Below are 14,071 nucleotides of genomic sequence, written 5' to 3'. Positions count from 1 at the left end.
CAGTCAGCATAGGCATGGAAGTGGCCCGCGTGGACGGCCGCGACAAGGTCACGGGACAGGCGCGCTACGCGGCCGAACACCCGGCGCGGGATCTGCTGTACGGCGTGGTCGTCAACGCCACCATTCCGCGCGGCCGCATCGAGGCGATACACGCCGGCGCGGCGCTGGCGATGGACGGCGTGGTGGAGGTGATCACGCACCTGAACCGGCCGCGCATCCGCTCGTTCGACATCTTTTACAAGGACATGACGGCGCCCGGCGGGTCGCCTTTCCGCCCGCTGTACGACGACCGCGTCGCCTACAGCGGCCAGCCGGTGGCGCTGGTGGTGGCGGAATCGTTCGAAGCGGCACGCGAGGCGGCGCGGCTGGTGGAGGTGGTGTATGCGCCGGAACCCTACGCCACCTCCTTGCTGGAGCAGCGCGCCAACGCGCACAAGCCGAGCCGCCTGAAAGCCGGCTACGCGCCGCCGCCCGAGCCCAAGGGGCACGCGGACCAGGTGTGGGAGCGGGCCGCGGTCAGGATCGAGGCGGAATACTACAGCGGCGTGGAACACCACAATCCGCTGGAACTGTTCGCATCGACCGTGATACGCGGGGCCGACGGCCATCTGACGATTTACGACAAGACGCAGAGCTCGCAGAACAGCCGCTGGTACGTGTCGCACGTGTTCGGACTATCCAAGGACAAGGTCACGGTGCGCAATCCTTACGTCGGCGGCGCTTTCGGCTCCGGCCTGCGCCCGCAATACCAGCTGCCGCTGGCGGTGATGGCGGCGCTCAAGCTGGAGCGTTCGGTGCGGGTGGTGCTGACCCGCCAGCAGATGTTCACCTTCGGGCACCGTCCTGAAACGCTGCAGCGCCTGCGGCTGGCGGCCGACCCGGACGGCACGCTGAGCGCCATCATCCACGAAGCCATCGCCGAAACCTCGCGCATGGAGGACTATGTCGAGGTGGTGGTGAACTGGTCCGGCGAGTTGTATGCCTGCGAACATATCCGCCTGGGCTACAACCTGGTCGATCTGGACCACGCCAGCCCGATGGACATGCGCGCTCCCGGCGCCGCGCACGGTGTGCATGCGCTGGAAGTGGCGATGGATGAACTGTCTTACGCCCTGAAGATGGACCCGCTGGCGCTGCGGCTGAAGAATTACGCGGAGATCGATCCGACCCATGGACTGCCTTACTCCACCAAGCAGCTGCGCGAGTGCTACCTGCAGGGTGCGCGGCGTTTCGGCTGGGACCAGCGGCCGCCGGAACCGGGCGCCATGCGCGAAGGACGGGAACTGATAGGCTGGGGCATGGCCACCGGCATCTGGGATGCGATGCAGATGTTTGCCCGCGCCAGCGCGGTGCTGCACGCGGACGGCCAACTTGTGGTCAGCAGCGCCGCCAGCGACATCGGCACCGGCACCTACACGGCGATGGCCATCATCGCCGCCGCCGCCATGGGCCTGCCGCTGGAGCAGGTGCGGTTCCAACTGGGCGACTCGACGCTGCCGGTGGCGCCGATCGAAGGCGGCTCGTCGCACGTGGCCACGGTCGGCTCGGCGGTACAGGGCGTCTGCGAGAAGCTGCAGAAAACCCTGTTCAAGCTGGCGCGCAAGGTGGATGGCTCACCGCTGGCCAAGGCCAGGTTCGCCGACGTCGAATTCGCCGACAGCCGCATCCGCCTTTCGGCGCGGCCCGATGTCGGTGTTGCGCTGACCGAGGTCATGGCCGCCAGCGGCGAACAGCGGCTGGAAGAAAAATACATGATGCTGCCGAATATGCTCAAGCAGATGAAGTATCAGCGCGCCACGCATTCCGCGGTCTTCTGCGAAGTCCGGGTCGATCCCGAGTTCGGCACCGTGCGGGTGACACGCGTGGTGAGCGCGGTGGCGGCGGGGCGCATCATCAACGCGCGCACGGCGCGCAGCCAGATCATCGGCGGCGTGGTGTGGGGCATCGGCCAGGCGCTGCATGAAGAGACGTTCTGCGACCATCGGCTGGGCCGCTTCATGAACCACAACCTGGCCGAGTATCACGTCTCGGTCAATGCCGACATCCATGACATCGACGTCATCTTTGTCGAGGAGGACGACCGCATCGTCAGCCGCATCGGCGCCAAGGGGGTGGGCGAGATCGGACTGGTGGGCGTCTCGGCGGCGGTCTGCAACGCCATCTATCACGCCACCGGCCGCCGGGTGCGTAGTACGCCGATGACGCCCGATAAGGTGATGCGGCCCTAGCCGCGCCATCCGGTTGTCGCTGCGTGCGATCCCCACACGCGTTCCATCGATTTGATATGAATCGTATTATGCTGTGGGTTTCACATGCGGGAGGCAGTCATGAGGATACATAAAGTCGCCGTGCTGGCGGGCGACGGCATCGGCAAGGAAGTGATGCCCGAGGGGATACGCGCGGTGGAAGCGGCGGCGCGCCGCTTCGGCATCGGCATCGAATGGGCCAGCTTCGACTGGCCGAGCTGCGATTATTATCAGGCGCACGGCAAGATGATGCCGGACGACTGGAAAGAGCAACTGGCCGGCTTCGACGCGCTGTTCTTCGGCGCCGTGGGCTGGCCCGAGACGGTGCCCGACCATATTTCGCTGTGGGGATCGCTGTTGAAATTCCGCCGCCAGTTCGACCAGTACATCAATCTGCGGCCGGTGCGGCTGCTGCCCGGCGTGCCTTGCCCGCTGGCGAACAAGCAGCCAGGCGACATCGACATGGTGATCGTGCGCGAAAACACCGAGGGCGAATACTCCAGCGTCGGCGGGCGCATGTTCGAAGGCACGGAGCGCGAGTTCGTGCTGCAAGAGGCGGTCTTCACCCGCACCGGCGTCGATCGTGCGCTGAAGTTCGCGTTCGAGCTGGCGCAAAAGCGGCCGAAGAAGCATCTGACGTCGGCGACCAAGTCCAACGGCATTTCGATCAGCATGCCGTATTGGGACGAGCGCGTGGAGGCCATCGGCGCGGACTACCCGGAGGTCAGGCACGACAAGTACCACATCGACATCCTGGCGGCGCGTTTCGTACTGTCGCCGGAACGCTTTGACGTGGTGGTGGCGTCCAACCTGTTCGGCGACATCCTGTCCGACCTCGGCCCTGCCTGCGCCGGCACCATCGGCATTGCCCCTTCGGCCAACCTGAATCCGGAGCGCGGATTCCCCTCGCTGTTCGAGCCGGTGCACGGCTCGGCGCCCGACATTTACGGCAAGAATATCGCCAATCCCATCGCGATGATCTGGTGCGGCGCCATGATGCTGGATTTCCTCGGCCACAGGGAGGCGCATGACGCCATCGTGGCGGCGGTGGAACGCTGCCTGGTCGACGGCCCGCGTACGCCGGACCTGGGCGGCACGGCCGACACCACGGCGGTGGGCCAGGCCATCGCCGCCATGATCTGAGCAAGGCGGTCATGCGGCATCAGCGGCGGCGCCAGACGCTGTCCATCAGCGGCTTGACGCTGAAGCCATGCACCAGGATGGACAGCATGACCACGCCCAGCGCGATGCCGGTCAGCTGGTCCGCCAACCCGGACGGCAGGCCGGCCTGGATCGCGTACACCAGATAGAAGATGGAGCCGATGCCGCGCACGCCGAACCATGCGGTGATGGAGCGCATGCGCATGCTGGTCGGGGTGCCGATCAGGCCCAGATAGACCGAAAGCGGCCGCGCCACCAGGAACAGGAAGGCGGCCACGCCTATGGTATCCCACGGCAGATGGCGCAGCGAGATCATCCCGCCCAGCAGCAGCACCAGCGTGAGTTCCGACAGGCGCTCCAGGTGCTCCTTGAACACCAGCGCCTCGGCGCTGACGGCGCGCGGCACTTCGTCGTTGGCCTGGGCGACTTCGGATTTCGCGATGTCCGGTTCCATCAGGCCTTGGCGGTCCTTGGGCGCGCCGGCCAGCACCAGTTCCGTCTGACGCAGCGCGACGGCGGCAAAGAACACCGCCAGGTAGCCGGACGCCATGATCAGGCTCGCCACGCCGTAGGTCAGCGCGATCATGCCCAGCCCCACCAGGTCGTCGAGGATTTCGTGACGCGGCTCGACCACGCGCAACGACCAGCCCAGCTTTGCCAGGCCGGCGCCTATGGCCACGCCGACCAGCGCCGCGCCGGCGGTGGCCCAGAGCACATCGACCAGCAGCCAGCGCAGGGGATGGTCGCCCGTACCGCCGACGCCCAGCATGCCCAGGCCGAGCAGGACGAAGGGGAAGGCGCTGCCGTCGTTCATGCCGGCTTCGCAGGTCAGCGTGAAGCGCAACTGATCCTTGTCGCCGGCATGGCGCACCTGTACGTCGGTGGCCAGCACCGGGTCGGTGGGAGCGAGGATGCCGCCCAGCAGAACCGCGGCGCCGGCCGGCAGATGCAGCACGTAGTAGCCGAACAGCGCGATCATGCCCACCGTCAGCGCCATCGACAGCCAGGCCAGGCGCAATGGCGCATTCCAGCGGGCGCACTTGAACGGCACCGGCATCTTGATCCCGGCGGAGAACAGGGAGATCAGCAGCGCGATCTGGGTCATGGTCTGCAGCAGCCCGGATTCCTTGGACGGGTCGAAGCGCAGCAGATTGAAACCGCTGGGACCCAGCGCCAGGCCGACGCCGAGGTAGACGATGGCGGAGGTGAAGGGCGAACGCGAGATGGTGGTGGCGGCCAGCCCGCGCGCCAGCATCAGCAGCCCGACCAGCAGAAACCAGAGGTCGATATTCATGGGCGCTCCTCGTCGGTGGCCCGCGCCATGTCAGCGGCGCTGGTTGGGATAGCGTTCGCGCGTGCTGATCTCGCGGCCGGACAGCATGAATTCTCCGTCGCCACGGTAGTGCAGCGTTTTCGGCAGCCTGGGCGAAGCGGCGACGTGCGCACGCACGATCTCCCAGACGAACAGCGGCTGGTTGGGATTGGGGTGGGCGTCGGCCAGCCGGCATTCGAAGCTGGCGTAGCATTCGGCGATCAGCGGCGCGCCGACTTCGGTGGCCGGCATGGCGGTCAAACCGAACAGCGCGAATTTGTCGGTGTCCGCCCCGCTGCAGTTGCCGATGCCGATCACCTGTTCCAGCAGGTCCGTGGTCGGGATATTGATGACGCACTCGCGGCTGTCGACGACCATCCGGTAACTGTGGTTGCTCTGGTCGATATAGCAGCCCAGCAGCGCGGGCGAAAAGCCGATCATCATATGCCAGCCCAAGGTCATGATGTTGGTCTTGCCTTCCGATGCGGAGCTGACCAGCACCACGGGGCCGGGCTCGATCAGGCGGCGGACCTCGGCCACGTCGTAGGGCTGTTTGCGGTATTTTTTCAAAGTCATGTCCGCAGATTATGAATTTGTCTTCAAATTGTCTGTGGGGTAGGGCACGTTGCAGCGGTTATACTTGAGCGCACCATGAAAAAAATTCTGCTCCCTTTGCTTGCAACGCTGCCTTTGCTGGCTTCCGCGTCTGCCTGCCTGCCCGTGGAAGCGCTGATCCAGCGCGACAATCAATATGAAGAAGCGCTGCGCGTCGGCGACCTCGCCTTCCTGCGCGGCTTGCTGGCCGATGACTTCATCTGGGTCCACACCCTGGGCAGTCAGTACGACACCAGGCCGGTGCTGCTGGCGCGGCTGGAAAAGCCGGTCATCTACAAGGCCCGTACCACCAGCGACGTGCATGCGCATGCGCTGGGCGACACCGTCGTGCTGCGTGGCCTGAGTACGGTCGATCAGTGGAATGCCGACGGCAAGACCTGGCGCAGCAACCGCTATCAGTTCATGCGCACCTACGTGAACGTGGGCGGCGAATGCAAACTGTTGTCGGTGCAGACCATGAAGGTATGGTCCAGCAGCGAGGCCAAATGAGCGCGGTGGTGTCGGGCGCGACGCTGACGCGTGCGCGGCTGGAAGCGTATCTGGAGCAGTCGGTCGGCCACTTCGAAAACTGCGTCTTCGACGGCGAAGACCTGTCTGGCGAAGTTTCAGGGCGCCGATCTGCGCGATGCGAACATGGAGGGCATCAAGCTGACGGAGCCCGGCCTGTTCAAGGGCGCCACCATCTCGCTGACCCAGGCCGCCGGCTTCCTGCAGGAGCTGGGACTGATCGTCGGTTAGACGTTTCTGCCTGGCGCAGATGCCCGTTCCGGTGGTAGGTGGGACGGCTGCCCGCGTCATGCCGGAAGAAGTTCCAGCCGCGGGCAGCGCGGGGGAGGGGCTTAGTTCAGCGCCGAGTGCTTGCGGGCGTAGCCGAAGTAGATCACCAGGCCGATCGCCAGCCAGATGCCGAAGGCGACCCAGGTGAACCAGCTCAGGTAAGCCATCAGGGTGACGCAGAAGATCACCGCCAGCGCCGGCACCACCGGCACGCCGGGGCAGCGGAAGGCGCGCTTGAGGTCAGGGCGTTTCTTGCGCAGGATGACGATGGCGATCGACACCAGGCTGAAGGCGGCCAGGGTACCGATGTTGACCAGTTCATTCAGCACGTTCAGCGGCACCACGGCGGCCAGGGCGCCGAACACGATGCCCACCAGCCAGGTGCAGAAGAACGGGGTCTGGAAACGCGGGTGCACCTTCGACAGGCGCGCCGGCAGCAGGCCATCGCGCGACATGGCGAAGATGATGCGGGTCTGGCCGAAAGCCATCACCAGGATCACGGTCGTCATGCCCAGGATCGCACCCAGGTCGACGAAGCCTGCGAACCAGTTCTCACCGGCCTTTTGCAGCGCCAGCGTCACCGGGTGATCGATGCCGAGGAATTCCTTGAACGGCACGATACCGGTCATGATGGCCGAGACGATCACGTACAGCACGGTGCAGGCGGCCAGCGAGCCGATGATGCCGATCGGCAGATCGCGCTCCGGACGCTTGACTTCCTCCGCCGCCGAGGTCACGGCGTCGAAGCCGATGAAGGCGAAGAACACCAGCGCCGAGGCGCTCAGCATGCCGTTGACGCCGAACGGCATGAACGGATGCCAGTTGGCCGGCGTGACGTGGCGCGCGCCGACGACGATAAACAGCAGCACCACGCCGATCTTGATCACCACCATGATGTTGTTCATGCGCGCCGATTCGCGCACGCCGATGCTCAGCATGGCGGTCAGCAGCAGCATGATGCACAGCGCCGGCAGGTTGATGATGGTGTGGACGCCGGGCAGGGCGCCGGGCGCCGCGGTCAGCTCGACCGGCAGCTGCCAGCCGAAGCCTGAGATCAGCGACTGGAAGTAGCCGGACCAGCCGACCGACACGGCCGACGTGGCTAGACCGTATTCGAGCAGCAGGTCCCAGCCGATCATCCAGGCGGCCAGTTCGCCCAGGGTGGCGTAGGAATAGGTGTAGATGGAGCCGGCCACCGGCACGGTGGAGGCAAATTCGGCGTAGCACAGCGCGGCGAAACCGCAGGCGATGGCGGCGACGATGAAGGATAGCGTCAGCGCCGGACCGGCCGTCACGGCGCCCGTCCCGGTCAGCACGAAGATGCCCGTGCCGACGATTGCGCCTATGCCCATCAAGATCAGGTCCATCGGACCGAGTACTTTCGCCAGTCCGCCCGGCTTGCGAGCGACGGCGATCATGTCATCCAGATTCTTCGTTCTAAAAATGCTCAAAGTAGCTCCATTGCTTTTCGTGTTTTCATATGTCCCGATGGGCGGCCTCGTGAGCCAGAGGTCGGGCAAGCGCAGATCATACAGCATGTTTTAGGCATTTCGGCAGGTGTTGTTTTATGTGTATCAAGTAGTTTCAGCCTCTGGACAAGAGCACGGAAATATAGAGTAGAAAACGGTCTTCCAGGCGGGCCGGATCGAGGCCGGTGATTTCCGCAATGCGGCGAAGCCGGTAGTCCAGGGTGTTGCGGTGGATATGCAGGGCGGCGGCGGTGGCCGCCGGATGACCGTCGTGCGCAAACCAGGTTTCCAGTGTGCGTTGCAGCATGCCGCGGTGGCGGCCCAGCTGCTCGACCGGCGCCCGCAACCGGGCCGCCTGCCAGCCGGTGTTCAGGCCGGAGAGCAGTACAGGCAAGGGATGATCGTAGTAACTGTACAGCTGCCGGCGCGGGTGCCGGGCGTGGCCGACGCGGGCGGCGGCCTTTGCGCTCTGCCAGGAGACAGCCACGCTGTCCATGCCGCTGCCGGCGATGCCCATGGTGAGTGTGTGCGGCTGCGGGCATTCCTCGCGCAGCACGGCGGCCAGCGCCTGAAGCTGGCGTTCGTGACCGGGACCGGGCGCGTCGTAGAAGTCCAGGATGATCAGCTCCTGCGGCCCGGCGGCGGCCGTCAGCGCCGAAGGAATGCGGGCCTGCAGCCGCGATTGCAGGCGCTGCAGGTCGATGTGCTGCTCGTTCGGCTCCAGCAAATAAAGTGCGTGCATACGTTCGAAGCGCACGTCGAGCCGCCGAGCCCACGCGCTCAGGTCGGCGCGATCGGCGTGGTCGCCGTTGATCAGGTTGAGGACGAAGGCTTCGCGGTAGCGGGCGTCGCGCTGCAGCTCGCCGGCCAGGTGGGCCTGCTCCAGTATCATTTCCGCAGTCAGGCGTACCAGCTCGCCGAACTGGCGCACCTGGTCCGGCGCGCCGCTCAGCCCCACCGCGCCGCACAGCTGGCCGTTGACGGCGAGCGGCAGATTGATGCCGGGCTGGGCGCCATGCATGTGCCTGGCGCCGGCGTCATCGATCTCCACGGTCAGGCGCTTGGCCAGGGCCAGCAGCGCGCCGGCGTGCAGCTCGCCGATGCGCGCCGGATTGCCGCTGGCGATGATGCTGCCATTGACGTCCATGACGTTGACGTTGTAGGGGATGATGCGCATGGTGCGGCTGACGATGTCTTGCGCCAGGCTGGTGCTCAGGATGTTCATGCGCGGTATTTTAGTGCAAACGCACAGGAAATCACCGTTCAAGGCGGTGAATATTTGAGCATTTGTCCCATGTAATTTTATAGGCGATTCCAGATAATCGGCATATTCATAATAAGTCTGGAGACTACGCATGAGCACCACCTCCGCCCTGGACGGCGCCTACAGGAAGGCCGGCTGGCATCTGATTCCTTTCATCTTCGTCTGCTATCTGTTCAATTATCTGGACCGCGTCAACGTCGGCTTCGCCAAGCTGGAGATGCTGGATGCGCTCAAATTGAGCAATACTGTTTACGGATTAGGCGCCGGTATTTTCTTCATCGGCTACGTGCTGAGTGGCGTGCCGAGTAATCTGATCCTGCACAGGATAGGCGCGCGGCGCTGGATTTCGGTGATGATGATCGCCTGGGGCGGACTGTCGGCCTGCACGCTGTTCGTCTCGTCGCCCATGTCGTTTTACGTGCTGCGCTTCTTCACCGGCGTGGCGGAAGCGGGCTTCTTCCCCGGCATGGTGCTGTACTTTACGCACTGGTTCCCGACCCGCAAGCGCGGCCAGGTGATGGCGCTGTTCATGTCGGCGATTCCGATTTCGGGCCTGATCGGCGGCCCGCTGTCGGGCTGGATGCTGTCGCATTTCGGCGCCGGCCAGGGCGGCCTGGCCGGCTGGCAGTGGCTGTTCCTGCTCCAGGGACTGCCGACCGTGCTGCTGGGCGTGGGCGTGTATTTTTACCTCAACGACGGCATAGCCCAGGCCACGTGGCTGAGCGCCAGTGAAAAATCCGCCATGCAGGCCGCGCTGGACGCCGACGAAAAGGAACGCGCGGCCGTCAGCACGGTCGGCCAGTCGTTCGGCGCGGTGCTGAGAAACGGCAGCGTGTGGACGCTGGGCGTGATCTACTTCTGCATCCAGATGGGCGTGTATGCGATCAATTTCTGGCTGCCGTCCATCATCAAATCGCTGGGCTTCGACAACCCGCAGACGGTGGGCTGGCTGAGCGCAGTGCCGTACCTGGCCGCCGCCATGTTCATGGTGTGGGCCGGACGCTCGGCCGACAAGCATCGCGAGCGCCGCTTCCACGTCAACCTGCCGATGGCGATGGGGCTCGTGGGCCTGCTGCTGGCGGCGAATTTCTCCAGCAATGCGCTGATCGTCATGATCGGCCTGAGTATGGCGACCATGGGCGCGCTGACCGCGCTGGCCCTGTTCTGGTCCTTGCCGGCCGCCTTCCTGGGCAGCGCGGCGGCGGCGGGCGGCCTGGCGCTGATCAATTCCCTGGGCCAGATCGCCGGCTTCGTCAGCCCGTTCCTGGTCGGCTGGATCAAGGATGCGACCAACAGCACCGATGCGGCGCTGTATATACTCTCCAGTGTGCTGCTGGTCGGCGCGCTGCTGGTGCTGCGCATTCCGGCGCGCCTGGTGAACCGCTGAGGAATCGACATGAAGATAGTGATAGCGCCCGACTCGTTCAAGGAAAGCCTGACGGCGATGGCCGTGGCGAATGAGATCGAGGCGGGCTTCCGCGAGATATTTCCGGACGCCGAGTACCTCAAGCTGCCGGTCGCCGACGGCGGCGAAGGTACGGTGCAGGCGATGATCGACGCCAGCGGCGGGCGCCGTGTCGCGCTGGACGTCACCGGGCCGCTGGGGGAGCCGGTGTCGGCCTTTTATGGTCTGATGGGCGACGGCCAGACGGCCGTGATCGAGATGGCTGCGGCCAGCGGGCTGGAACTGGTGCCGCCGGCGCGGCGCAATCCGCTGCGCACCACCAGTTACGGCACCGGACAGCTGATCCTCGATGCGCTGGAGCGCGGCGCGCGCCGCTTCGTGCTGGGCATAGGCGGCAGCGCCACCAACGACGGCGGCGCCGGCATGCTGCAGGCGCTGGGCGGCCGGCTGCTGGACGCCACCGGCGCCGAGCTGCCGGCGGGCGGCGGCGCGTTGAATATGCTCGACCGTATCGATCTGTCGAACCTCGATGCGCGCATCAACGACTGTGTGTTCGATGTCGCCTGCGACGTCAGCAACCCGCTGGTGGGGCCGCAGGGCGCCTCCGCCATCTTCGGGCCGCAGAAGGGCGCGACCACGGAGATGGTGGCCCGGCTGGACGACAATCTGCGCCACTACGCGGCCGTCATCGCGCGCGATCTGGGGCAGGACGTGGCCGAAGTGCCGGGCGCCGGCGCCGGCGGCGGCATCGGCGCGGCCATGCTGGTATTTCTGAACGGCCGCCTGCGGCCCGGCAGCGAAATCGTCACCGCGGCGGTCGGGCTGGATGCGGCGGTGGCCGACGCGGATCTCGTCATCACCGGCGAAGGCCGTATTGACGGTCAGACCATTCAGGGCAAGACACCGGTGGGCGTGGCGCGCGTAGCGCAGCGCCACGGCAAGCCGGTGATCGCCATCGGCGGTTCGCTGGCGTGCGGCGCGGCGGCGGTGCATGCGCACGGCATCGCCGCGGTGTTCGGCGCGGTCAGCCGGCCGTGCACGGTGGAGGAAGCGCTGGCGGCGGCCGCCGTGAACGTACGCAGCGCCGCCCGCAATATCGCCGCCGCGCTGCGGCTCGGCGCGGCGCTGGGGGCGGGACCGGGGCTGTGATAAAGTAGTTTTCCACAACGATGGGAAAGGACTTTTATGGCGCGGGGCGGACTCCCCTCGGTCAAGGTGCGGATCTACAGCCTGGTCTGGGCCTGTGCCTTGCCCGCCATCGTCGGGTTCGCGCTGCTGACCGCGCATTTCATCCAGCGCGAGCGCGCGCAGATCCAGCAGGACTCGCTGATCACCGCGCGCGCCCTGATACGCGCCGTGGACCGCGACCTCAACACCGGCATCACGGTGGCCCTGGCGCTGGCGAATTCGCCCAGTCTGGACAAGGGCGACCTGGCCGCGTTTCACTCGGAGGCGAGCAAGGCGCTGCGGCCCGAATTCCCCGGATTTAATTTCGTCCTCAGCGACCGCGACGCGGTGCAGCTGTTGAATACCGTGCGGCCCTACGGCGGCGTGATGCCGGATCCCGCCAGCGCCGCGCGTATACGCCAGGTGTTCGATAGCGGCCGGCCGGTGATCTCCGATGTGTTCATCGGCGGCGCGCTGAAACGGCCGCTGGTGGCTATCCATGCGCCGGTGCTGCGCGACGGTCAGGTGATCTATTGCCTGTCGGTGGCGTTCGTGCCCGAGCGCCTGGGCCAGGTGCTGCGCGAGCAAAGCCTGCCGCCTGATCGGGTGGTGGGCATCTTCGACCGCCAGGGGGTAATCGTCTCGCGCAGCCTGCACGCGCAGGAATACGCCGGCAAACAAGGCTCGCCAACGCTGCTGGCGCAAACCCGCGGGCGGCAGGAGGCCATCACCGAGACCGTGACGCTCGAAGGAGAGCCGGTGTACACGATGTACAGCCGCTCGCCGACCAGCGGGTGGATGGTGGCCATCGGCGTGCCTTCCAGCGTGGTATGGTCGGAGACGCTGGCATCGGTCAGGTGGATCGGCCTGGCCGTGTTCCTGCTGCTGCTGGCGGGGTCCGGCGTGGCCTGGTATCTGGCGCGACAGATCGGCAGGTCGGTACACGGTCTGTCGTCGGCGGCGCTGTCGCTGGGGGAGGGCGGCTGGCAGCAGGCGCCGGTGGCGCCATCGTTCCGCGAAGCGGATGAAGCGATCAAGACTTTGCAATCGGTGGGCGCGGAACTGGAGCATCACCGCCATCGGCTGGAGAGCCTGATCGAGGAGCGCACGGCGCAACTGCAATCCGCCATGCAGGAAGCGCAGCAGGCCAACGCCGCCAAGGATATCTTCGTGGCCAACATGAGCCACGAGCTGCGCACGCCCATGAACGCGGTGCTGGGGATGGCGCACCTGCTCGGCACCAGCGGCCTGACGCCGGAGCAAAACCGCTATCTGGACATGCTGCGCGCGGCCGGGCAGTCGCTGCTGGGCATACTGAACGACATCCTCGATTTCTCCAAAATGCAGGCCGGGAAAGTGGAGCTGTACCCGACGCGCTTCCGGCTGGATGAGGTGATGCATGCACTGGCCGCCATCATGAGCGTCAGCGCCGGCGAAAAGGAACTGGAGCTGGCGATCGGCGTGGAGCCCGACGTGCCGCGGGTGCTGGTCGGCGATGCGCTGCGGCTGCAGCAGGTGCTGGTCAACCTGGCCGGCAATGCGATCAAGTTCACCGAACGCGGAGAGGTTGCGGTGTCGGTGCAGCGCGTGAGCCGTTCGCCGCTGGCGCTGCGCTTCTGCGTGCGCGACAGCGGCATCGGCATGAGTGAGGATCAGATGGCGCGGCTGTTCTCGCCATTTACGCAGGGCGACCTGTCGTTCACGCGCCGCTTCGGCGGCACCGGGCTTGGGCTGACGATTTCCAGGGGCCTGATCGAATTGATGGGCGGGAGCATCGAAGTTCACAGCGAACCGGGGCGGGGCAGCGAATTCCGCTTCACGCTGACGTTCGAGGCTGCCGAAGACGGCGCGCCGCCCCACGCCGGCAAGCTGCACCTGCTGCTGGCAGACGACAATCACACCAGCCGCACGTTTATCGCCAAGACCGTCGCGGCATGGGGCTGGACCTGCGACTGTGCGGCCTCCGGCACCGAAGCGCTGGCGCGACTGCGCACCGGCGTGCGTTACGACGCGGTGTTGCTGGATAGCCCGATGCCGGACATGGACGCCATGCAGGCAATCGGCGACATGGCTCAGGTGCCGGTGGTCTGCATGGTCAACGCTTACGCGCGCGGCAAAATGATGAAGGAAATGGCGGGAGCCCATGCCACCGCTTTTCTGAGCAAGCCGGTGACCGCCTCCAGCCTGTTCGACGCGGTGCAAACCGCCATGGCGCCGGCCGGCCGGGATGACGTCCGGCGTTCTGCCGCGCCGATGCTGGACGGTGCGCGCATCCTGCTGGTGGAAGATAACCCGATCAACCAGAACGTCGCCAAAGGACTGCTGGAGCATGCGGGCGCCGTGGTCGCCGTGGCGGAACACGGCCAGGCCGCGCTGGACCGGTTGCGCGCTGGCGATCGTTACGATCTGGTCCTGATGGATGTGCAGATGCCGGTGATGGATGGTTTCACCGCCACTCGCCTGATACGTGCGGAACTTGGCTTGCAACTGCCGGTGATCGCCATGACCGCCGGCGTGATGGAATCGGAGCGCGAGCAGTGCATGGCGGCGGGCATGGACGACTTCATCGCCAAGCCGATCGATGTCGAGCAGATGTTCGCCATTTTGTCGCGCCACCTGCGGTGACAATTGCCTTCACCGCTGCGCATCGACCGT

General features: G+C 65.9%; 10 protein-coding genes. 6 read left to right on the top strand and 4 right to left on the bottom strand.

Annotation, left to right across the window (positions count from 1 at the left end; genetic code table 11):
• Positions 1-14: 14 nt before the first annotated feature.
• Positions 15-2,228, top strand: a complete 2,214-nt coding sequence (locus E4L98_RS16365; RefSeq protein WP_205746752.1) for a xanthine dehydrogenase family protein molybdopterin-binding subunit — start codon at positions 15-17, stop codon at positions 2,226-2,228.
• Between the two features lie 99 nt (positions 2,229-2,327).
• On the top strand, positions 2,328-3,389 hold the full coding sequence (locus E4L98_RS16360) for a tartrate dehydrogenase (protein ID WP_135202617.1): 1,062 nt from the start codon (positions 2,328-2,330) through the stop codon (positions 3,387-3,389).
• A 19-nt stretch (positions 3,390-3,408) separates the two neighbouring features.
• On the opposite strand, the gene E4L98_RS16355 is transcribed toward E4L98_RS16360, so the two are convergent.
• Together E4L98_RS16355 and E4L98_RS16350 are read right to left on the bottom strand one after the other, a co-directional pair.
• Positions 3,409-4,701: a cation:proton antiporter gene (locus E4L98_RS16355; protein WP_135202616.1), complete on the bottom strand. Its 1,293-nt coding sequence runs from the start codon at positions 4,699-4,701 to the stop codon at positions 3,409-3,411.
• A gap of 30 nt (positions 4,702-4,731) precedes the next feature.
• On the bottom strand, positions 4,732-5,295 hold the full coding sequence (locus tag E4L98_RS16350) for a flavin reductase family protein (protein WP_205746750.1): 564 nt from the start codon (positions 5,293-5,295) through the stop codon (positions 4,732-4,734).
• A 75-nt stretch (positions 5,296-5,370) separates the two neighbouring features.
• Between E4L98_RS16350 and E4L98_RS16345 the strand changes: the two genes are divergently transcribed.
• Positions 5,371-5,823 carry a nuclear transport factor 2 family protein gene (locus tag E4L98_RS16345; RefSeq protein WP_135202615.1) on the top strand — a complete coding sequence of 151 codons (453 nt, stop codon included), beginning with the start codon at positions 5,371-5,373 and terminating at the stop codon, positions 5,821-5,823.
• Positions 5,824-6,173: 350 nt separating this feature from the next.
• On the opposite strand, the gene bcaP is transcribed toward E4L98_RS16345, so the two are convergent.
• Both bcaP and E4L98_RS16335 read right to left on the bottom strand, forming a co-directional pair.
• Positions 6,174-7,562 carry a branched-chain amino acid transporter BcaP gene (gene bcaP / locus E4L98_RS16340; protein WP_135202614.1) on the bottom strand — a complete coding sequence of 463 codons (1,389 nt, stop codon included), beginning with the start codon at positions 7,560-7,562 and terminating at the stop codon, positions 6,174-6,176.
• Between the two features lie 133 nt (positions 7,563-7,695).
• Entirely contained in the window at positions 7,696-8,805 is a 1,110-nt protein-coding gene (locus E4L98_RS16335; RefSeq protein ID WP_135202613.1) for a sugar diacid recognition domain-containing protein, read from the bottom strand.
• A 130-nt stretch (positions 8,806-8,935) separates the two neighbouring features.
• Here E4L98_RS16335 and E4L98_RS16330 point away from each other — a divergent pair, with 130 nt between their 5' ends.
• From E4L98_RS16330 to E4L98_RS16320, 3 genes are read left to right on the top strand one after another with little or no spacing between them, the layout of a single operon-like run.
• Positions 8,936-10,231, top strand: coding sequence for an MFS transporter (locus E4L98_RS16330; protein ID WP_135202612.1), 1,296 nt, complete (start codon positions 8,936-8,938; stop codon positions 10,229-10,231).
• A 9-nt stretch (positions 10,232-10,240) separates the two neighbouring features.
• The gene (locus tag E4L98_RS16325; RefSeq protein ID WP_135202611.1) at positions 10,241-11,398 is read left to right on the top strand and encodes a glycerate kinase; all 1,158 of its coding nucleotides are present in this window, start codon (positions 10,241-10,243) and stop codon (positions 11,396-11,398) included.
• A gap of 36 nt (positions 11,399-11,434) precedes the next feature.
• Positions 11,435-14,041: a hybrid sensor histidine kinase/response regulator gene (locus E4L98_RS16320; RefSeq protein ID WP_135202610.1), complete on the top strand. Its 2,607-nt coding sequence runs from the start codon at positions 11,435-11,437 to the stop codon at positions 14,039-14,041.
• Positions 14,042-14,071: the final 30 nt, after the last annotated feature.

It is taken from the genome of Duganella callida (genome assembly GCF_004614165.1).
GTDB classification, from domain to species: Bacteria; Pseudomonadota; Gammaproteobacteria; order Burkholderiales; family Burkholderiaceae_D; genus Rugamonas; species Rugamonas callida.
This window is presented reverse-complemented; position numbering and strand designations above follow the sequence as displayed.

Excerpts from the sequence above, each read along its gene's own strand:
- E4L98_RS16365 (WP_205746752.1), top strand. The coding sequence starts at position 15 with ATGGAAGTGGCCCGCGTGGACGGCCGCGACAAGGTCACGGGACAGGCG.
- E4L98_RS16360 (WP_135202617.1), top strand. The coding sequence starts at position 2,328 with ATGAGGATACATAAAGTCGCCGTGCTGGCGGGCGACGGCATCGGCAAG.
- E4L98_RS16355 (WP_135202616.1), bottom strand. The coding sequence starts at position 4,701 with ATGAATATCGACCTCTGGTTTCTGCTGGTCGGGCTGCTGATGCTGGCG.
- E4L98_RS16350 (WP_205746750.1), bottom strand. The coding sequence starts at position 5,295 with ATGACTTTGAAAAAATACCGCAAACAGCCCTACGACGTGGCCGAGGTC.
- E4L98_RS16345 (WP_135202615.1), top strand. The coding sequence starts at position 5,371 with ATGAAAAAAATTCTGCTCCCTTTGCTTGCAACGCTGCCTTTGCTGGCT.
- E4L98_RS16335 (WP_135202613.1), bottom strand. The coding sequence starts at position 8,805 with ATGAACATCCTGAGCACCAGCCTGGCGCAAGACATCGTCAGCCGCACC.
- E4L98_RS16330 (WP_135202612.1), top strand. The coding sequence starts at position 8,936 with ATGAGCACCACCTCCGCCCTGGACGGCGCCTACAGGAAGGCCGGCTGG.
- E4L98_RS16325 (WP_135202611.1), top strand. The coding sequence starts at position 10,241 with ATGAAGATAGTGATAGCGCCCGACTCGTTCAAGGAAAGCCTGACGGCG.
- E4L98_RS16320 (WP_135202610.1), top strand. The coding sequence starts at position 11,435 with ATGGCGCGGGGCGGACTCCCCTCGGTCAAGGTGCGGATCTACAGCCTG.